The sequence below is a fragment of the Vitiosangium sp. GDMCC 1.1324 genome, assembly GCF_003044305.1.
GTDB lineage: Bacteria > Myxococcota > Myxococcia > Myxococcales > Myxococcaceae > Archangium.
In genome coordinates this window covers 138,402-158,101 of sequence record NZ_PZOX01000021.1, presented here as the reverse complement: position 1 = coordinate 158,101, position 19,700 = coordinate 138,402, and the positions used below count along the sequence as shown (strand labels likewise).

Annotated in this window: 18 protein-coding genes; 11 read left to right on the top strand and 7 right to left on the bottom strand. The window is 68.3% G+C overall.

The features are described 5' to 3' along the window. Positions 1 to 27: 27 nt before the first annotated feature. A complete protein-coding gene (locus DAT35_RS43555) occupies positions 28 to 879 on the bottom strand; it encodes a YwqG family protein (RefSeq protein ID WP_108075227.1) in 852 nt (283 codons plus the stop codon). An 87-nt stretch (positions 880 to 966) separates the two neighbouring features. On the opposite strand from DAT35_RS43555, the gene DAT35_RS43550 reads away from it, so the two are divergent. Together DAT35_RS43550 and DAT35_RS43545 are read left to right on the top strand one after the other, a co-directional pair. Beyond that, the gene (locus DAT35_RS43550) at positions 967 to 1,878 is read left to right on the top strand and encodes an alpha/beta fold hydrolase (RefSeq protein ID WP_158502127.1); all 912 of its coding nucleotides are present in this window, start codon (positions 967 to 969) and stop codon (positions 1,876 to 1,878) included. A 12-nt stretch (positions 1,879 to 1,890) separates the two neighbouring features. Beyond that, positions 1,891 to 2,982, top strand: coding sequence for a hypothetical protein (locus DAT35_RS43545; RefSeq protein WP_108075225.1), 1,092 nt, complete (start codon positions 1,891 to 1,893; stop codon positions 2,980 to 2,982). A 4-nt stretch (positions 2,983 to 2,986) separates the two neighbouring features. On the opposite strand, the gene DAT35_RS43540 is transcribed toward DAT35_RS43545, so the two are convergent. From DAT35_RS43540 to DAT35_RS43530, 3 genes are all read right to left on the bottom strand, one after another. Continuing rightward, positions 2,987 to 3,202, bottom strand: a complete 216-nt coding sequence (locus tag DAT35_RS43540) for a DUF2934 domain-containing protein (protein ID WP_108075224.1) — start codon at positions 3,200 to 3,202, stop codon at positions 2,987 to 2,989. Positions 3,203 to 3,342: 140 nt separating this feature from the next. After that, on the bottom strand, positions 3,343 to 4,476 hold the full coding sequence (gene mutY / locus DAT35_RS43535; protein WP_108075223.1) for an A/G-specific adenine glycosylase: 1,134 nt from the start codon (positions 4,474 to 4,476) through the stop codon (positions 3,343 to 3,345). Further along, positions 4,473 to 5,282: an SDR family oxidoreductase gene (locus tag DAT35_RS43530; RefSeq protein ID WP_233262054.1), complete on the bottom strand. Its 810-nt coding sequence runs from the start codon at positions 5,280 to 5,282 to the stop codon at positions 4,473 to 4,475. Before DAT35_RS43530 ends, mutY begins: the two co-directional genes overlap by 4 nt. Positions 5,283 to 5,396: 114 nt before the next feature. On the opposite strand from DAT35_RS43530, the gene DAT35_RS43525 reads away from it, so the two are divergent. After that, positions 5,397 to 6,350 carry a PD-(D/E)XK nuclease family protein gene (locus DAT35_RS43525; RefSeq protein WP_108075221.1) on the top strand — a complete coding sequence of 318 codons (954 nt, stop codon included), beginning with the start codon at positions 5,397 to 5,399 and terminating at the stop codon, positions 6,348 to 6,350. 7 nt (positions 6,351 to 6,357) lie between these two features. On the opposite strand, the gene DAT35_RS43520 is transcribed toward DAT35_RS43525, so the two are convergent. Beyond that, the gene (locus DAT35_RS43520; protein WP_108075220.1) at positions 6,358 to 7,224 is read right to left on the bottom strand and encodes a ThiF family adenylyltransferase; all 867 of its coding nucleotides are present in this window, start codon (positions 7,222 to 7,224) and stop codon (positions 6,358 to 6,360) included. 28 nt (positions 7,225 to 7,252) lie between these two features. Beyond that, positions 7,253 to 8,050, bottom strand: a complete 798-nt coding sequence (locus tag DAT35_RS43515) for a TatD family hydrolase (RefSeq protein ID WP_108075219.1) — start codon at positions 8,048 to 8,050, stop codon at positions 7,253 to 7,255. Between the two features lie 132 nt (positions 8,051 to 8,182). Here DAT35_RS43515 and DAT35_RS43510 point away from each other — a divergent pair, with 132 nt between their 5' ends. Then, positions 8,183 to 9,709, top strand: a complete 1,527-nt coding sequence (locus DAT35_RS43510) for a PD40 domain-containing protein (RefSeq protein WP_108075218.1) — start codon at positions 8,183 to 8,185, stop codon at positions 9,707 to 9,709. 175 nt (positions 9,710 to 9,884) lie between these two features. Further along, positions 9,885 to 10,064: a hypothetical protein gene (locus DAT35_RS43505; protein ID WP_108075217.1), complete on the top strand. Its 180-nt coding sequence runs from the start codon at positions 9,885 to 9,887 to the stop codon at positions 10,062 to 10,064. A gap of 49 nt (positions 10,065 to 10,113) precedes the next feature. On the opposite strand, the gene DAT35_RS43500 is transcribed toward DAT35_RS43505, so the two are convergent. Then, complete coding sequence (locus DAT35_RS43500; RefSeq protein WP_108075216.1) at positions 10,114 to 10,347, bottom strand: hypothetical protein; 234 nt, start codon at positions 10,345 to 10,347, stop codon at positions 10,114 to 10,116. 238 nt (positions 10,348 to 10,585) lie between these two features. On the opposite strand from DAT35_RS43500, the gene DAT35_RS43495 reads away from it, so the two are divergent. The 6 genes from DAT35_RS43495 to DAT35_RS43470 all read left to right on the top strand — a co-directional run bounded on the left by DAT35_RS43495 (position 10,586) and on the right by DAT35_RS43470 (position 19,591). Beyond that, the gene (locus DAT35_RS43495) at positions 10,586 to 11,542 is read left to right on the top strand and encodes a bifunctional oligoribonuclease/PAP phosphatase NrnA (RefSeq protein WP_108075215.1); all 957 of its coding nucleotides are present in this window, start codon (positions 10,586 to 10,588) and stop codon (positions 11,540 to 11,542) included. Positions 11,543 to 11,996: 454 nt separating this feature from the next. Beyond that, entirely contained in the window at positions 11,997 to 12,677 is a 681-nt protein-coding gene (locus DAT35_RS43490; RefSeq protein ID WP_108075214.1) for a GspH/FimT family pseudopilin, read from the top strand. 20 nt (positions 12,678 to 12,697) lie between these two features. Further along, entirely contained in the window at positions 12,698 to 13,318 is a 621-nt protein-coding gene (locus DAT35_RS43485) for a prepilin cleavage protein (protein ID WP_146210121.1), read from the top strand. 10 nt (positions 13,319 to 13,328) lie between these two features. Next, positions 13,329 to 14,519 (top strand): PilW family protein, encoded by a 1,191-nt coding sequence (locus tag DAT35_RS43480; protein WP_108075212.1) that lies wholly within the window; start codon positions 13,329 to 13,331, stop codon positions 14,517 to 14,519. A 6-nt stretch (positions 14,520 to 14,525) separates the two neighbouring features. Beyond that, the gene (locus DAT35_RS43475; protein ID WP_146210120.1) at positions 14,526 to 15,044 is read left to right on the top strand and encodes a hypothetical protein; all 519 of its coding nucleotides are present in this window, start codon (positions 14,526 to 14,528) and stop codon (positions 15,042 to 15,044) included. 11 nt (positions 15,045 to 15,055) lie between these two features. Beyond that, positions 15,056 to 19,591, top strand: a complete 4,536-nt coding sequence (locus DAT35_RS43470; protein WP_108075210.1) for a pilus assembly protein — start codon at positions 15,056 to 15,058, stop codon at positions 19,589 to 19,591. The last annotated feature ends 109 nt before the right edge of the window (positions 19,592 to 19,700 follow it).

The window sequence follows — 19,700 nt, the reverse complement described above, 5'->3', positions numbered from 1 at the left end:
AGGACGGCCCGCCTGCCCGGCCGGGCTCTACCCACACTGGAGGCCCAGCCAGGCCTGGTCGAACCGGCGGGCCCGGAGGTCCTGGTCCCGGATCAGCAGGTAGAGGTTGCCCAGGTCTCCCCACATGAAACCGGAGGCGTCGTCCGAGGCGACCTGCCATAGCAGGTTCCACTCGGAGGCCCCGGACTCCAGCTTCCGGGCCTTGGGGGAGCTGTAGCCGCGCGAATCGCCGCAGTACAGGCCGTGGCTGACGAGCTGGGCCTCCAGGCGCGCGTCATTCTGGATCCACCAGGGGTGGCCCCCTACCTGGTGGGTATGCTCGCCGCCCGTGAGGCGCTCACGCAGCACCGTGTAGTCATCCCCCTGGTCCCGGCCCCATTCCTCCGTGGGCGGGGGGGTACGGCGGTCTTCGGGGCCGGGCAGGGACAGGCCGAGCCGGGGTTGCAGCCGCAGGGGAAGGTCGAAGGCCAGGCCCGCCTCCTCCAGTTCCGCCGGAGGTGCGAGCGGCACCGCCTCGGCGCTCCGCGGCGTCCAGAGGAGCTTCCACCAGGCGCTGTCCTTGGGGTCGAACCCCCAGTGCTGCTCCCGCACATCATAGAAGAGGGCGAGGACGCCATCCCTGGGCAGCTCCGGCAGGGCCTTGCCGCGGCAGGCGGCCAGCTCGGCGAAATCGAGCTGGCCCACGAAGTGGAGCGGGCCCTGGGGGGAGTGGGGCCACTCCGTCCCCGGTGGGACGAGGGGGTGCCCTCCGTAGCGGCACCCGGGGAGGGTGGGATCCTCCTCGTCTCGAGGGGTGAAGAGGATGCAGGGGGCGACGACGGCCTCGACGCGCTCGCGCCAGGCTTCCAGCGAGGGCGGCAGGGGGGGCAGCTCGAGCATGGGCGCGCAAGCTATCTGACTTCCGGACAGCGTCCAGCGCCGTCCGCCGGGTGGCCCCTTCGGTTTTGGAACATGGTAGGAGGGGCCATGATCACCCGCACGCTGGAGCTCGACGGCCCTGTTCACTACATGGACTTCGGAGGCTCCGGGCCGACGATGGTGCTCGTGCACGGGCTGGGCGGCTCGCACCACAACTGGATGATGGTGGGGCAGAAGCTGGCCCGGCGTGCCCGGGTGCTGGCGCTGGATCTCGCGGGCTTCGGGCTGACGCCGCTGGCCGGGCGCTCGGCGAGCGTCCACGCCAACCAGGTGCTGCTGGACCGCTTCCTCCAGGCCGTGAGCCCCTCCGAGCCCGTCCTCTTGATGGGCAACTCCATGGGCGGGGCCCTCTCCGTGATGCAGGCGGCGCGCGCGCCCCAGCGGGTGTCCGGGCTGGTGCTGGTGGACCCGGCGCAGCCGAGCGCCGAGGGCACCCGGATGGAGCTGGATGTGCTCGTGTTGTTCGCCCTCTATGCGATTCCGGGCGTGGGTGAATTCTATGTGAAGCGGCGTGCGGCCCGGCATCCGCCCGAGAAGCTGGCACGCGGCATGCTCAAGCTGTGCTGCCGGGACCTGAGCCGCTTCCCGGAGGAACTGGTCCGGGCACACGTGGAGTTCGCCCGCGAACGGCACGAGCGGATGCCCTGGGCCCATGACGCGTTCGTCCAGGCGGCGCGCTCGCTGGTGATGATGCTGCTGCGCAAGAAGTCGTTCCGAGCGATGGAGCTGGGAATCCGGGTGCCCACGCTGCTCGTCCAGGGCAGCGAGGATCGGCTGGTGCCAGTGGCCAACTCCCGTGAGCTGGCCCGGGTGCGGCCGGACTGGACGTATGTGGAGTACCCCGGGGTCGGCCACACGCCGATGATGGAGATTCCGGACGAGTTCCTCTCCACCGTGGAGCGGTGGCTCGATGGCCCGGGCCGTGCGGCGATGGGGGCTGGAATGAGGGTCGCGGGTTAGAGTGGGAGAACCATGAGCGCGCCGAACATCCGCCGTGCCATCCAGTTGCTGCCCACCTGCGCCACCACCGGCATCGGGAGCCTTCCGCACACCCAGCTCGAGATGGGCCTCCAGGCCGCGCTCGCGCTGGACATTCCCTTCCTGCCCCAGTTGCCGGGGGGGCGGCCTTCGGAGTTCATGATTCCGCAGGCGCTCGAGGGGTTGCCGGGCCTGCGGTGGGACGACGAGGGCATGTGCACGGTGGACCTGGAGGCGTGGGGCCGGGCACGCGGGGACTTCGAGACGCGGCTGGAGGTGGCGCTCGCCTCGGGCGCGCTGGAGGCCTTCGAGCCGTCGCTGGAGGGTTGCCGGGCGTGGCGGCCGTTCCTGTGGGAGGTGGAGAACCGGAAGCTGGCCTTCGCCAAGGCTCAGCTGGCGGGGCCCTTCACGGTGCGCTCGGTGGCACGCACGAACGATGGGCTCGCGGCGCTGGACGTGCCGGGGTTGGACGAGGCGATGTTCCGGCTGCTGCTGGCGCGCTCGCTGGCGATGGTGAAGGCGTTGCGCCGGGCGGGGACGACACCCCTCTTCTACTTGGACGAGCCGGGCCTGTACGCCTACGAGCGCTCCAACCCGAGGCACCTGCTGGCCATGCAGGAGCTGCGGCTGCTGGTGGTGGCACTGCAGCGCGAGGGTGCACTGGTGGGCGTGCACTGCTGCGGCAACACGGACTGGGCGAGCCTGCTGGACGCGGGCCTGGACATGCTGTCGCTGGACGTGCGGTTGTCGCTCGACGCGGTGCTGGAGGAATCGGGCGCGTTCGCTCGCTTCCTGGAGTCGGGGGCGACGCTGAGCCTGGGCATCATCCCCACGGACCTGGCCTCCTCGTACGAGGTGGGCGAGCTGGTGGACGCGGTGGAGGTGTCGTTCAAGGCGGCGCTGCCACCGGGGCACTCGTTCTCGCGGGTGGGCTCACAGGTGCTGCTGACGCCGGCGTGCGGCCTGGCGATGCGCACCGTGGTGGACGCCGAGCGCATCCTCGAGCAGCTCAAGGGGGCACAGCGGCGGCTCCGGGAGGCGCTGGTGGCCGAGCCGCCCTCGCTCCGGCCACCGTACGCCAGCTGACACCTCAGCGGCCGAGCCTCAGCTCGCGCTCGGCCTGGATCCAATCGTCCTCGTGACGGCCGTGACTCGCGCCGCGCGAGAGGAAGAGCTCATAGGCGCGCCGGGCGATCTGCTCATGGGTGGGGCCATTGCGGTGGGAGGGCACACCACTGCGCGCCGAGGTCTCCGGCACCTGCTGGGACGGCGAGTGGTGGGACGTCTTGGCGTGCGTACGTGCCATGCGGGGGCTCCTTCAGTTGGCGAGGGGGGTGACTGCGGCCCGAAGCATCAGCACGCACCCGGTAGGGGGAAATCGCCTCCGTGACGCAGCGTTGTCGGAGCGACATGTTGGCGCGGCGCTTGTCCGATTCCGGACAGTGCCTATTCCCGGAGTGCTCCCGCTGCGACAGCGGCCTCGAGGGCCTTGTGCATGGCGGTGCTCATGCCGAGCGAGGAGGCCTCGTCGGGGGTGCACCAGCGCAGCTCGCGGAAGGCGGGAGCGTGGGTGGGGTGCTGGCGTCCCGTCACGCGCAGGAGCCGGAGCGCGAGGGCGCGGTGGGTGAGCTGTCGGCGCACGGTACCGAGGTGCTCCCGCACGGAGACGTCCGCGCCGAGCGCTCGAGTCAGCCGGGTGGCGGACTCCGTGTCGGGCGTGTCGTCATCCACCTCGGCGGCGGGTAGTTCCCACAGGCCGCCGAAGAGGCCCTTCTCCGCGCGGCGCGCGAGCAGCAGCCGGCCCGCGTGGGCCCAGACGGCCACGGCGAGCGTCATCCGCTTGGGGGCGGCGCGCACCTTGGCCGGGGGCAGCTCGTCCACACGGCCGTGGCGGTACGCGAGACACCCCTCGCGCACGGGGCACAGCAGACACAGCGGGTTCTCCGGACGGCACACGGTGGCCCCGTGCTCCATGAGGGCCTGGTTGAAGTCGCCGGGCCGCTCGCCGTGGACGAGCTCGGTGGCGAGCGCCCAGAGCTTCGCCTCGCGGGCGCGGTCTCCTGGGGCGCCCTCCACCTCGAAGAGGCGGGAGAGGACGCGGGCCACGTTGCCATCCACCAGCGGCGCGGGCTCGCCAAAGGCGATGGAGGCCACGGCCCCCGAGGTGTAGCGGCCGAAGCCGGGCAGGGTGAGCAGCTCGGCGGCGGTGGAGGGCAGCTTGCCGCCGAAGCGGGCCACCACCTCCTGGGCGGCGCGGTGCAGGTTGCGCGCTCGCGAGTAGTAGCCGAGCCCCCGCCATGCGGCGAGCACGTCCGGCAGTGGCGCGCTGGCCAGGGCCTCCACCGTGGGGAAGCGCTGGAGGAATCGCTCCCAGTAGGGGATGACGGTGGTCACCTGGGTCTGCTGCAGCATCACCTCGCTGAGCCAGATGGCGTACGGGTCGCGCGTGCGGCGCCAGGGCAGATCCCGCTTCTGCCGGTCGTACCACTCGAGCAGTTGTGAGCGGAGCGACTCGCGGAGCCCGGGCTCGACGAGGGCCTGGGGGGCGGAGGGCTCCTTGCGCTTGCGCGAGGGGCTCATGGCGTCTTGGCGGGATTCGCGATGCGGCGCGCCACGCGATCGAAGAGGCTGGGGACCCACCGGTTGGCGATCACCATGACGCGTCCGGGCAGGGTGAGCACGGTCTCCCGGCGCTTGCGGCGGCTGGCACGCACCATGGCGGAGGCCACGGCCTCGGAGCTCATCGCGTTCAAGGGGATGGAGTCCTGCGCCCAGCCCTCGGCGTTGAGGCGGGCGTCGCGGAACTCGGTCTCGGTGAGGCCCGGGGAGACGAGCAGCACGGAGATGCCCTCGGAGGCGAGCTCGGCACGCAGGGACTCGGTGAGGAGGTTCACCGCGGCCTTGGAGGAGCCATAGCCGCCGAGCAGCGGCAGGCCCCGGTGTCCGAGCACGGAGCTCACATTGATGACCTGCGAGCCGGGCGCGCGCTTGCGCAACAGGGGAAGGGCGGCGCGGGTGACGCGCACGAGGCCGAAGAAGTTGATCTCGAAGACCTGGCGCAACTGCGCCTCGCTGAAGCCCGCGACGGGCCCGTAGAGTCCGAGCCCCGCGTTGTTGACGAGGATGTCCAGTCCGCCGAACGCGGCCTCCGTCTCGCGCACGAGCCGCGTCACGTCCTCCTCGCGCGTGATGTCGCAGCGCACGGGGAGAGCGCGCACACCGAGTGCTTCCACCTCACGCGCCGCGTCCTGCAACTGGGGCTCTCGACGCGCGGCGAGCACGATGTGGGCTCCTCGAGCGGCGTAGGCCTTCGCCGCCGCGCGGCCGATGCCACTGGAGGCGCCGGTGATGAGCACCACCTTTTCCTGGAAGTCTCTGGATGCCATGGCGGCGCGCACCATAGCCGCTCGTCCGAGCCGGAAAAGGACCTGCCGGGGTGTGCCTGCTCGCCTGTCCCCCTTCTAGTGGAGCGAGCCCCCGTCTAGGATGCGCCACCTCCCATGCGGCGCACGTCTTTCACCAACGACTTCTCCTGGTCCAAGAGCCGTCACGAGAAGCTCCAGGAATGCCTGAGGGCCTACTACTACTACTACTACCGCTCCTGGGGCGGCTGGGAGTCGGGCGCGCCGAAGGACGTGCGCGAGCTGTACGTGCTCAAGAAGCTGGGCAACCGCTACGCCTGGGCGGGCAGCGTGGTGCATGACGCCATCAAGGACTCGCTGCTGGACTGGAGGGCGGGGCGCGCGGTGGAGCCAGCGAAGGTGGAGGCGCGGGCGCGCAAGCTGATGCAGGACGACTTCCGGTACTCGCGCGGCAAGGGGTACTGGACGCAGAAGTACCGCAAGACGTTCTCCGGCCTGGTGGAGCACGAGTACGAAGAGCCGGTGACGGACGAGGCCTGGAAGCAGAACTGGGAGACGGTGCGCTCGGCGCTGACGTGGTTCTTCAGCTCGCGCTGGCCGGCGCTGGCGCAGGGGCTGAAGCCCGCGCAGTGGCTGGAGGTGGACGCGGGGGCGGACTTCTCTACCTTCACGCTGGACGGGGTGAAGGTGTTCGCGATTCCCGACTTCGCCTACGTGGACGCGGACGGCTCGCCGGTGGTGGTGGACTGGAAGACGGGGAAGGCGCGAGACGGGTACGACGAGCAGGTGCTGGGCTACGCGCTCTACGTGTCGCAGCGCTACCGGCTGCCGCTGGAGAAGGTGCGCGCGTCGCTGGTGTACCTGAACGACGGGGTGGAGCAGCAGGTGCAGGTGGACGCCAACGCGGTGGAGGGCTTCAAGGGCCGCTTCACGCAGAGCGTGGCGCGGATGCGCGAGCTGCTGACGGACCCGGCCACCAACACGCCGAAGGGCGAGTCCGCCTTCCCACAGACGGAAGAACTGTCCTCGTGCACCCGCTGTGCCTTCCGCCGCCCCTGTGGACGCGAGGCGGCGGCGGCGAAGGTGGCCTGAGGGAGGCCTACCGTCCCAGCGAGAGGCGCCGCACGACGACGCCCGCTGCGTTCATGCCGAACACGGAGGTGACGAAGGCCACGCTGCCGTCGATCTGGTTGCGGTGCTCGCACGAGTGGAAGTCGTTGTCGTTGGGGCACACGCAGGTGAAGCCGTCGTCGGCGTCGTAGCGCAGGGACACGGGCTGGCGGCGCTGCTCGATGGAGTACACGGCGGTGATGCCGGTGGGCCGGTCTGTGTTCACCTCGTACTTGCGCTTGAGCAGCTTGCGGATGTCCTTGGCGAAGGGGTCCATGTGCGTCTCGCACAGGTCCTCCACGCGGATGGCGGTGGGGTCCAGGCGGGCCGCGGCGCCCATGGAGCTCACCACGGGGATGCCCAGGCTGACGCAGCGGTGGAGCAGGTGCAGCTTCGCCTTCACGTTGTCGATGGCGTCCACCACGTAGTCATAGCTGCCCGGGGCGAGCAGCTGATCAGCCATCTCGTCGCGGTAGAACTCGCGCAGGCCCTCCACGTTGACGTCGGGGTTGATCTCCTTGCAGCGCAGCGCCATCAGCTCCGCCTTGGGCTTGCCCACCGTCTTGGCGGTGGCATGGAGCTGCCGGTTGGCGTTGGTGACGCACACGGTGTCGAAGTCCACCAGGGTGAGGTGGCCGATGCCGCTGCGCACGAGACCCTCGGCGGCATAGCTGCCCACGCCTCCCAGCCCGAACACGATGACGCGGGCCCGGGACAGCCGCTCCATGGCCGAGTCACCGAGCAGGCGGCCGGTGCGATCGAAGCGCCGGTGCAGCTTGAAGGGCTTGGGCTCCGAGGGGGCGGAGGTGCCAGGGTCGGTGGAGGTGGTCTCGGGAGGGGTGGGCTGCGGATTCATGGGTTGCCTCTATAACGCGACGGCATCCCTACCGCGAAGCCACGGGAAAGGCTTCCCGGAACAGCCGGCGGGCGTTCTCGGTCGTCCGCTGGGCGAGCACCTCCACGGGCTCTCCGAGGGCCCGGGCCATGCCCTCGATGACGTGGGGCAGGTAGCCGGGCTCCGAGCGCTGCCCGCGGTAGGGCGTGGGAGCCTGGTCCGGGGCATCCGTCTCGGCCATCAACCGGTCGGGAGGGATGACGCGCAGGGCGTCCAGGGGCTTGCGCGCCTCGGCCCAGCTGACGGGGCCCGCGAAGGAGAAGTGGCAGCCCTTCTGGATGTAGAAGCGCGCCAGCTCCGCTCCCCCGCCGTAGCTGTGCATGAGCACGCCGGCCTCGGGCAGGGGCACCTGTTTGAAGAGCTCGATGAGGGCGGGGTGGGCGCGGTAGCAGTGCATGAGCACGGGCAGGCCGTGCTTGCGCGCGAGCTCCAGGTGCCGGCGCAGCACCGCCACCTGCCGCTCCATGGGGGCGCCCTCGGCGGAGGGCCCGTCCAACCCGCACTCGCCCACGGCGATGGCGCCTCCCTGGGACAGGAGCGCGTCCAGACGCTCGAGGTGCGCTTCATCCTGTTCGGGAGGCAGGTCCGGGAGCAGCTGCGGATGGATGCCGAGCCCCACCTGGATGCGTGGTTCGGCGCGGGATAGGGCCAGCAGGGGCTCCCAGTTCTCCGGACCCACGCCGGGGACGAGGATGCCGTGCAGTCCGGCGGCCCAGGCGCGGGCGAGCACGTCGTCGCGATCCGGATCGAAACGCGATGCGTCGAGATGGCAGTGGGTGTCAATCATCGGAAAGGTCCGGTGGCGCTTTGTTCGTCCGTCGTTCAGCCCGAGACAGCGGAGGCGGTGTGAGTGCCCGGCCCAGCCTCCCGGGGAGCAGGAGCGAACCTATACGCACGCGTCGGGTTTCGGAGGAGCCATATGACGAAGCGTGTTGTCCTTGGTGCGCTCGTGGGCGCGTGGATGGTGGTGGCGACAGGTTGTTCTTCTGATGCGTGTGTGGATCGGTTCGATTGTCGTAACTCGAAGGGAGACCCGGGCGAGGGCAAGGAGTGGGCCTGCGTTGACAACAAGTGCGAGGCCCAGAGTCCCGCGCCGCCGTCCGAGGAGGTGGGCACGGACGCCGGGACGCAGACGGATGCGGGCACGGACGCCGGGACGCAGACGGACGCCGGGACGCAGACGGATGCCGGAGACATGACCGTGGTCGAGGGCGGTGACTGCACCGCCAACGCGAACTGCATGGAGGGCCTGTTCTGCGAGGACTCGGGTGGCGCCAGGAAGTGCCAGCCGCTCCAGATCGTGCTGACGACGGAGGCCGCGTCGGGTGGCGCGACCGATGCGGTGGTGGTGCGCTACAAGAATCCCGGCTCCGAGCCGCCCACCGGTACCACCACGACGACAAAGCTCAGTGAGAGCGCCACGGGCCAGAGCCGGTTCCCGCGCTGGAACAAGGACGGCACCGCGGTGGCCTTCGTGGAGGAGGATACCGGCAACGCCGTGACGCTCGTCACGCGCAACCTCCCGCTCACGGCGGGGCAGACGACTCCCCTCACCACCGGCGCCAATGCCGGCAACACCCTCGACTTCCGCTACATGGAGTGGGAGCCCTCCACGCGGATCGCCTGGTGCACGACGACGAGCTCCGGAGGCCACGACGTCGTCTCGGGCATCAAGGTCATCGCTGGCACGGGAGGCACCGTCCAGGATGCCACCTCCGAGGGCGTCTTCCCCTCGTGGGCGGCGGACGGCAACAGCTTCGTCTACAGCGTGAACAGCATCGGGTTGAAGACCAAGGTGATCGATGGGGCTGAAAGCCCGGTGAGTGGCGCGCCCGCCTCCAGCGAGCAGCCGCTGCACAACGAGGCCAATGGCGTCCTGCTCTACCTGGATGGAGGGGGCAAGACGGACATGATCAGCGGTGTGTCCACGCCGCTCACGGAGCTCTTCACCCTCAATCCCGCGGACACGGGGACGCCGGCTCCCAAGCCCGTCGCGAGCGCCACCAGCGCGGATGTCACGGTCCCCCCTGGCCAGCTCAAGTCGTACATCGCCAACCACACCTGGGCTCCGGGAGGCACGCACGTCGCCTACGTCCGGGTCTACTACTTCAAGCCGGTCGCGGGTGACGCCACCCTCTGCACGGGTGGGGACAACTGCGGCGGCAAGCAGGGCAACGTCATCTTCGTGCGGCGCATCGACGCCAGCGGCGCTCCGCAGGGGGACGAGCTGGAACTCGTATCCGAGGCGACCCTCCCGTCGTTCTCTCCGGACGGGCACTTCATCGCCTACGTCTCCGGCAGGAAGCTGAAGGTGCAGAAGATCAACCCGGAGGCCACGGACGCGGCCTCGCTCAAGGTGGGCGACGTCATCACCCACACCTGGAGCGGCAGCAACGTCCCCAGCAACCGGGGCGACGATCACCGCCCGCGCTGGCAGCCGCGGTAGTCCTCCTCCGAGCACGGTAGGGGCTGGCGCCCGCGTCCCGGAAGCCATGGGGCGCGGGCGTTCTCATGTGGACACATGACCGGGGGCGGGGACTTGCCTCCCGGGCCAGAGCGACGTACGCAGGCGCCCCCGTTTCCCGCGCCGCGGGTTGCTCTGGATGTGAGGGAGGACTCGGATGAAGCTCCATGCCACGCTCGTTCTGCTGGCCCTGGCGGGAGGTAGCGGTTCGCCGGTGCGCATGGAGACGCCCGCGGGGACCTTCCTGGTGCACCCCAACAACGCCGAGGACTTCGCGAAGCTGCTCTCGGGCGAGCCCACCGACAAGCAGTACCTCTCCGTCACGGACGTGCCCTGAGGGGCTTCCGCACGGGCTCACCACCTTCCCGGGGAGGGGAGGGGGAGGCTCAGCCCACCAGGACGATGCGCCGTCCCAGGGCTCGGGTCATCTGCGGCGAGGTGACCAGCTTCTGCACCTCGAGGTTCTCTCCTCCGGCCGTGTCATACGCCGCCGCGATGAGCTCTCCCACCGTGAGCAGCGCCCCGGCCGCTTTCCGCTGGGTGGCCCGCCGCGGCGCCGGCATGACGCGCCGCCCCTGCCGTTGGATCGAACCGCGCTTGCGTGTCGCCGTCTTGGCCATGGTGTCCTCCCACCCGCACCGCGTGGGTTGATGGACTGATGCAACCTGAATTGTTTTGCACGCGGCGTGCCAGGGGCTCGTCTGCCCGCCCCCTATGGAAATTCAAGGAGTTGCAGTGAACATGGACCTCTGACCCTGGGGCGGGATTCCAAGTTTCGTTCACTCTTCCAGGGGGAGTGGCTCGTTTCGTTGAGTCTTTTCGTACACATCTGACACGGGAGTCAGGTAAGGCCATCCCATGAACGTCCAGGTGCTCTTCCACGACAACTGCTTCGACGGGGCTGCGAGCGCGGCGGTCTTCACCCGCTTCTACCGTGAGCGTGTCCGCCCGGATGCCCGCTTCAGCTACCGGGGGCTGTCCCATCAGGCAGGGGGCGCGCCCATCGATCCGGCCGTCTTCACCGGCGACGAGAACATCATCGTCGACTTCCGCTACAGCCAGGACGCGCGGCTCTCCTGGTGGTTCGACCACCACGTCTCCGCCTTCCAGCAGCCCGGCGACGAGGCCCATTTCCGCGCCGACACCAGCGGCCACAAGTTCCATGATCCGCACCGCAAGAGTTGCACGTGCTACCTCGCGGACGTGGTGCGCGAGCGCTTCGGCTGGGACTCCTCGCCCATGGCGGACCTGCTCCACTGGGCGGAGATCATCGACGGCGCGCTCTTCCCCAACCCAGAGATGGCCGTGGCGCTGGAGGAGCCCGCCCTGCGCATCATGACGGTGCTCGAGGCCAACAAGGATCCGTCGCTCATCCCCCAGGTCATCGAGCGGATGCAGACCGAATCGCTCGCATCCCTGGCCGCCTCGCCGCTCATTGCCGAGCCCCTCGCGCCGCTGCTCGAGCGTCACCGGCGCCACATCGACCTGGTGCGTGCCAAGGCCCGCTACGACAGGGGCGTCGTCTCCTTCGATCTCGCGGACGAGGGCGTCGACAGCCTCAACAAGTTCATCGCCTACGCGCTCTACCCCGAGGCTCGCTACACCCTCTGGGTGGGGCAGGGCCCCTCGCGCGCCAAGGTCTCGCTCGGCTCCAACCCGTGGCGTCCCCAAGAGCGGCGGCACGACCTGGCCTCCATCGCCTCGCGCTACGGCGGTGGCGGGCACCCCGTGGTCGCCGCCATCACCTTCAAGGCCGGTGAGCTCCCCCGCGCCCGCTCCGCCTTCCTGGAGATTCTGTCCGAGCTGTCCGGGTAATCCCGAGGCACTACATTTTGCGAGCCTCGCAAACTTTGCGAGGCTTCAGTCCGCAACACGTGCGGTGAGCACCCCTGGACACTCATTATTTCAGGGGGTTGGCAGACGGCCTGCCGTTTGCTTGTCGTCCCGTTCGTGATCGGGCTCGTTCAAGTTTTCCAGGTGAAGCGGAAGATGTTGCGTCTTCCTGATCCTGCGCTCTTCGGGGCTGCAGGCAACCTGGCGCCGCCTTGCCCGATAATGGACGTACACGGGTTTTCCTGTGACTTTCCCGCCGGGGGAGCCATGGACGGGCCCGGACCGGCGCGAGGCGTGGAGGGGTTTGCTTCTGCTCGGGGCGTTGAGGGATCCTTCTCTTCCAGAACGGTGTTGGGCGTCGACGTCCTATGTCCTGGAAATAATTTGCTTTTCGTGTAAAACCGGGTACCTTGACCACCCCTATAGAGTCGGCGGAATGAGCAACCACGCAAATCCAGCGAAGCGGGAACGGCGCGACGGTGGCTTCACCCTGATCGAGGTGATGGTGGTGGTGGCCATCATCGGCGTGCTGACGGCGCTGTCGATGGTGGCGTACGACTCGGTGGGCAAGCGTGGGGCGCTGCAGAATGCCGCGTTCGATCTGCAGGGAACGCTGACGCTGGCGCGTTCGGAGGCGGTGTCGCGCGGCTATCCGATCTGGATCGTCCTGTACACGACCGCCAGCCGCAAGGCGCCGACGGGGACGACGGGCCAGGGGGCGTTCCTCATGGTCGAGGACACGAAGAACGACTTCGTGCGCGCACCGGCCGGCCTCTTCGCCCTGCCGCTGAAGAGCGCGGTGGGGGTGCCGTCGGTGTACTTCCTCGAGGATTACAGCAAGCAGGTGCGCTTCGAGGCGGCGACCCCGGGAGTCGCGGGCCGCTACAGCCAGCCCTTCTCGACGCTGAACGTGCAGACCTGTGGCTTCTGCTCGGGGACGCCCCTGCGTGGCGCCATCGTCTTCAACCCGGACGGGAGCGCCCGGTTCGTGGACGGGCAGGGCCAGTACATCGCCGTGGCCAACCAGGCCCTGGCCTTCAGCAGCCTGGACCGCAAGAACCAGTACCTGTTCGCCATTTCTGGCCCCTCGGGCTACGTGGCGGCCTTCTCTCCCTGATGTGCACCGGAGGATCTGCCGTGGACTTCTCTTCCCGACGCCGTATCCGCCGTATGGGTGCCGCTCCGCGCGGAGTCTCGCTCATCGAAGGAATGGTGGCTTCCGTGGTGCTCCTCATCGGCCTGATGGGGGTGTTCCAGGGAATCATGGTGGCCAGCCGGCAGAACTCGATGGCCAACCAGGCCAGCCGGGCCTCTGGCATCGCCTCGCAGGTGCGCGTGGCGCTGGACTCCCTGGGCCGGGACCGGGTGCTCGGCTCGTCAGGGGGAGCGGCTGGGATGCTCACGGGCGCGGCCTGCAATCCGGGCAATGACGTGAAAGCGCTCGCCGGAGGGCTGGAGACGCTGACGCCCGGCTCGGGTGAGCCGTGGACCGTGCGGTGCATCTTCGACCTCGATGCCTTCGAGACCGGCGCGCAGTCGGCCAACAAGCTGCTTCCCGGCTACTCGGACGAGGACTCGAAGCGCTTCCGCCGCGTGCTCGTCTGGGTGACGCGGTTGGACGAGGTCTCCAACGTGCCGATCGACGAGGTCGCGGTCGTGGTGTCGTGGAACGAGCTGGGTCGGCGCCGCTTCTTCCGACAGTACGTGGGGTTCTACGATTCGAGCCCATTTGGCAACGCGACCAACGTCCAGATCTGAGCCGTCCTCAATGCCCCCCTCGAAATCCCCCCGGACTCACGCACCGCACGGCTTCACCCTGGTCGAGCTCCTGGTGGGCACGGCCGTCACCAGCATCATCCTCTTCGCCGTGGCATTCACGGTGCTGGCGGTGCAGGGCTCCTATCAGACCGAGTCGCGCATCAAGGTGGCGGTGGAAGGGGCGCGCACGGCGACGTCCTTCATCGAGCGGCGGCTGCGCATGGCAGGCTATGGGGTGGATCCCCGCTTCGCATTCGACTTCAACGTCAGCCAGCTGCCCACGGGCACCAAGTCCAACTACGCCCTGAATTTCGGCACCGGTGTTCCCAAGTCCGTGACGGATGACCTGGCCTTCCGCTACCGGGATCCCTCGTGGCTGCGCCGGGGGACCTATGACACGGCCCAGGGCCTGGTGTTGACGGGCGGCGATGCCTTCGGCGTGGACTTTCCCGAGGGCCGGCGCTTCATCATCGCGTGCATGGGGGGGCGGGACTACCTGGTGATGAAGGCTCGCTCGGGGGGCGTGAAGAAGGACGAGAAGAAGACCTCCAACCTCGATGTGGACGCGAGTCTGTCCTCCGTGGCCGCGGACGCGGGGTGTCTGACCCAGACGGGGGGCTCGGCGCCCTACGTCATGATGCTGCACGAGTTGCGCATCCGCATCATGGACCTGGGCGGCCGTCCGTTCCTGATGGCCTTCCCGGGGATCGACACGCTGGACCTGTCCACCGCCGTTCCGCTGGCTGCGGACGTGGAGTCGTTCCAGGTGGCCTACGTGATGAACCGCCCGTCACCGAGCAGCCCCTTCGCCGCGCTTCCGGCCATAGACGGTGGTTCCTCGCCGGCCAACTGGGTGCTGGGTGACGTGGGCAGCGTGAGCACGGAGCGTACCCCCGACCCGACGGTCACCCCAGCGCCCATGTATGGCATGGATTACGAGGATGCTGCTCGCTACAACCGGCACCCCGGGAACATCCGTGCCGTGCGCGTGAGCATCACCGTGCGCTCGACCCGCGCCGAACCCAGCGGGCGCCGCGCCTTCGCGCGCGAGAACCTGGAAGACTCCGCCGAGAAAGCAGCGGCGGACGGTTTCTATCGGACCAACATGACCACGACGGTGCGCGTGCCGAACATGATGTCGCGCTCCGCCTTCATTCCTGAGGTGGGCACTGATCCCACTGATATCGTGTCGGGAGGCTGACCCATCATGATGAAGCCCAGGACCAGGGCCCCTCGAGGCAACGCCCTGATGCTCACTCTCATCGCCATCGCCGTGTTGATGCTACTGGTGGGTGGAGCCATCCAGTTCACCAACCGCAACCGCGAGGCGTCCGTGGAGAAGCTGCGCGGGGAGCGCGTCAGCTCCTGTGCGGAGGCCGCGCGCCGCCACCTGCTGTCGCGTCTGTCGCTGTTCCAGACGAGCGGCCCGCTGACGCTCACGCAGCTGGATACGAAGCTCATCGACGATCCGGATCCCAACGCCCGCTCGCGGATGATGACCGGCCACTACGACCTGGGGCCGGACAAGACGGTGACGGTCGTGAGCGCGGAGACGATGGGCGCCGCGGGTCGCCAGGCGCGAGACCTGGCCAACACCGCTCCGAGTTCCGCCAACCTGCAAGGGCAGTACTACCGGGTGGTGGTCAATTGCGAGGAACCCACGGGTAACCCGGCCATCAAGGGCCGTCAGTCCGAGGTCGAGTTCCTCTTCCGTTACGGCCTGTGAGGGAAGCCGCCATGTTCCGCAAGCTGACGTTGTTCTTCGTTGCCCTGCTGGTGGTGGTGCTCCGGGCGGATACGGCGGTCGCCATTGATCAGGCGGCCTGCTGTCTGCCGACCACGTCCCGGCTGGATTCGCTGATGAACCCGGCCCAGGGTGGAGACGAGAAGTTCTTCTCCCGCACGAGCGGCCCCCCCAACATCCTCTTCATCATCGACACCTCCAGCTCGATGCATGCCTGGCCGACGACGTGGCCCGCCGACAAGGGGTGCTCCCACACGTTCTTCGACAGCCTGGGCTACAACAAGGACGAGCAGTACCCGCGGCTGTGGACGGGGCTCAATGCCCAGTCCGACGACTGGTTCGCCAGCGCCAAGTATTATGACGCGCCCTCGTCCGGGTACGGCTACGACTTCGGCGGTACCCCGAGCGGCAGCTCGTGGACGACCGTGACCGATGCGTGCAAGGGCGTCTCCAACTCGAACTCGGACAAGACGCTCTGCCAGCAGTGCCTCGACACCAAGGGCTACTATGTCCAGAGCAACTCGACCCGGCGGGTGAAGGGCAACTTCCTCAACTTCTACGCGCCGCGCGACTCGGGCGCCGTCAAGGTGCTGGCCGACGTCATCCGCGACCTGAAGGAGGTTCGCTTCGGGGTGATGGCGTACCAGACCGCCAACGCGCAGGGGTGCTGGGGCAAGAAGTCCAACAGCACCATCGGTGCCCAGTGTCTCTGCATCTCGCAGCCCTTCGGGCCCACGTGCGACAAGTCCTACCCGCTGGACAACAGCTCGGTGGAGAACAACCGCAACAGCGTCCTCAACACCCTCACCAACCATGGCGGTAACGGCAATGGGCTGGCCTGGGATGCGTGCAACACCCCGCTCTCGGACGCGCTCTACGCGGCGGGCTTCTACTTCCAGTCCAAGACCTCTCCCACGCCCTTCACCACCTACTTCGGCAGCAGCGCCCCGAAGCCGTCGAACAACAACGCCTACAACAACTCGGACGGCATCTGCTTCGAGTGCGGCTTCAACGCCATCATCCTGCTGACGGACGGCGAGCCCTATGACGAGGGCAAGGTCATCACCCTGCCTTCCGGCATCACCAACGACACGACGGAGTGCGTCGGCTGCAACACCACCAGCTCTCTGCACAAGGTGGCCAAGTTCCTGTGGGAGCACGACCTGCGCGCCGACAAGGATGGCACGCAGAGCGTGGCCACCTACACCATCGGCTTCTCCGAGGACGTGACGTCCAGCCGGCTGCTGTCGGAGACGGCGCGGTTGGGCGGAGGCAAGTTCTTCCCGGCCCGCAGCACCAGCGAGCTCAAGCAGGCCATCCTCAAGATTCTCGACAACATCAACGCCCGCAACACCGCCTTCTCCTCGGCGGCGCTCAACAGCATGCAGTCGCAGAGCACGTCGCAGATGGCGGTCATCCCGCGCATGATGCCCGCGCGCAACAAGGGCTGGTCGGGCAAGCTCTTCCGCTTCGAGCAGTTCAACGAGTTCGTCCTGGATCAGGACAAGAACGGCGACAAGGACAAGGACGACGTCTACCTGGTCGACAAGGATGGGAGCGTCGTCGCGGAGAACAAGGACGGCGAGTTCCGCAAGGTGACGGCTTTCAGCACCCCCACGTCGGAGACGGCGTTCGGCGGTGTGGCCAATGAATACTGGGAGGCGAGTGCGAAGCTCCTGGCGCTCGGGCACCTCAGCCGCACCATCTACACCGTGACGGACAACGGCCGGACGAAGGGCGGCAACAAGGACGGGCTCATCAACCAGGATGACGCGCTCGTCGAGGTCAAGCTCGCCAATCTCGATGAGCTCAAGCAGTACCTGTCCGTGAGCGGGGCTCCGCTGTGCCCCAGCGGCTCTGGGACGACCTACCTGCCGGGACTCATCCTGGACAAGATGGGCGTCACCGTCACGAAGGCCGCGGAGATGATGAACACCGTGCAGGCGGGCGTGGTGGCCACCACCCCGACGACCCAGTCCGACTTCGATCGGCTGTGCGCGGCGCTGATCATCCAGTACGTGCGCGGGCAGGATCTGTTCGACGAGGACGGGGATGGCATCCGCTCCGCCACTCGGCCGTCCGTGCTGGGCGACATCTTCCACTCGTCGCCCGCGGTGGTGACCCCGCCGGTGGACAAGTTCCTGTGTGACCTGGGGATCAGCACCCAGTGCGTGCGGACGCTCTACGCCAACACGGAGCAGCTCGGCGTGCCGGCTACGCCGCTGGACTCGGCCACCTATCCCGCGAGCTGCAAGTCGGGGTCGGGGACGAAGACGGGGGATGCCTACGACGGCTACCACTACCGGCAGCGGCTGCGTGAGCGTCTGATCCTCGTGGGCGCCAACGACGGCATGCTGCACGCCTTCAGCGACGGGACGGGCGAGGAGGACGCGTCGTGCAACGTCCAGTACAAGCCGGGCTCGGGCGCGGAGAAGTGGGCCTTCATTCCGTCGGACCTGCTGCCGCGCTTGCAGGACATGCTGCAGGGCCACGCCTACTACGTCGACGGCGACGTCATGATCCGCGACATCTGGGTGGACGAGAACGGTGACGGCAAGAAGTCCGAGAGCGAGTACCACACGGTGGCCGTGGTGGCCGAGGGCCGCGGTGGTACGCACTACTTCGCCCTGGACTTGCGCTGGGACACGGCGTCGAAGCCGGCGGCGCAGGCTCCGGGCTTCCGCTGGATGTTCCCGCAGCCGTGCACGGACGAGGCGCTGCGCTTCGGCAAGACGCTCTTCAGCCTCAGCCCCAAGTCGCCTCCCATCGGGCCCATCCTGATGGCCTCGACGACGGGGTTGGAGCGGCATCCGGGCAACCCGTCCGCCGAGCGCTGGGTGACGATGCTCTCCGGTGGCTGGTCTCCTGGCGGCGAGAAGGGCCGTGGCATCTACATGGTGGACGTGTGGAACGGCAAGGTGGACGGCCGCCGCGACAACCTGCTGTGGAAGTGGGAGTACTCGCCGGCGGGGAAGACCACGGGCGATGGGGACAAGCCGCGCGAGTTCCTCAAGTACGGCATCGTGGCCCCGGTGGCCATGGTGGACTACGGCGCCAACAACCAGCCGCGGATGGACGGCTTCTTCGACACCGCGATGGTGGGCGACCTGGGCGGCCAGCTCTGGACGCTGCGCTTCTTCGAGCCGGGCGTCATCGGCAGCACGGGGCTGGTGAGCAACTGGAGCGGCGCGCGCGCCTTCTCGATGGACCGGCAGGACGTGGCCTCCTCCGCTGACGAGAACATCAACAAGCGCTCGCCCATCTTCTACCTGTCCTCGGTGGCGCTGCAGTCGGACACCAAGGCCCTGCGCGCCTTCGTGGGCACGGGCAACCGCTACTCGCTGCTGGACGAAGGCGTTGGCACCTGCCGCTTCGACAACCTGCAGGCGTGCTCCAAGCTCGGGTGTGACTCGACGTCGGTCAGCTACAAGGTGACGCGCGGCACCTCGGACTACCAGGTGATGGCCAACACGTGGGGCGACAACGGCCTCTACAAGGGGACGCAATACACTCCGTGGGCCGATACGCCGTCCTCGTTCAACTACTGCGGCTCGCAGGGCAGCACGTCCTTCATCAAGGCCACGTTCGACAAGCGCGAGACGCTGTACTGCCCCAATGCCTCCAACGGGAGCACGACCAACTACGACTTCGCCCGCACCAGTGTGGAGTGTGGCCAGTACGCGTTGAACGTCTTCGACTGCCGCGTGAAGGACCCGTCCAACACGCTCTACATGTCGGATCTGGCCGTCAAGCAGCCCGCGTCCTCGAGCACCACCGTCGGCAAGAACCGCTTCTTCGGCATCTGGGCCTACGGCGGCGCCGAGAGCCGGACCTTCGACGAGAACCCGGGCAAGGTCTCCTCCAACCTGGCCGCTCAGTTCGACAACCGGCGGCTGACGGATACCGGGGGCACGGGTGGCACGGGTGACCTCATCAACGTGACGGATGTCACCTGCAAGGCCGACGGGGTCTGCTCGTGCGTGTCCGGCAGCTCGACGTGCAAGTCGACGAAGCCGGTGGCCACCTCGAATGGCTACGGCTGGTTCTACGAGTACGACGGGATGGAGCACAAGACGGCCAGCGGCTCGGCGGTGCTGGCGAGCTGCACGATGTGGAACTCCATGTACTCGGTCCCCGTGAGCTCGGGCCCCAACAAGGGTTCCGCAGCATGCTCCGGCTCCTACACGAGCAAGGCCCGCCTCTTCCAGGCGGACTTCGTCACCGGCGCGCCCAGCTGCGCGGCGGGCTTCTCCGACAAGACCGTGTTCGCGCGCTACCAGGAGCGCGAGGTGCTCGCGCCTCCGCCCGACGTGGCCACGTCCATCCAGGTGTCGAAGACGGGCCAGGTGAAGTACAGCACCGTCTTCGTGGAGCCCGGCCCCAACCGCGAGAAGGCCAGCCAGACGCAGGTGTCGGCCAACTCGGACGTGCTGCAGTACATCTACGAGCTGCCCGTGTCGCGCAACCTGCACGCCTGCCGCCACGACCAGGCGGACGGCAAGCAGTCCTGCATCCCGTCCGAGATGTAGGAAGGGGTTGAGTTTTCACTCCGGGGCCCGTCCTCGCCATGCGGCGGTGACGGGCCTCGTCGTTTTCAGGGGGACTCCATCGCAGGGCGGGCAGGCAGGCAGCTGATAC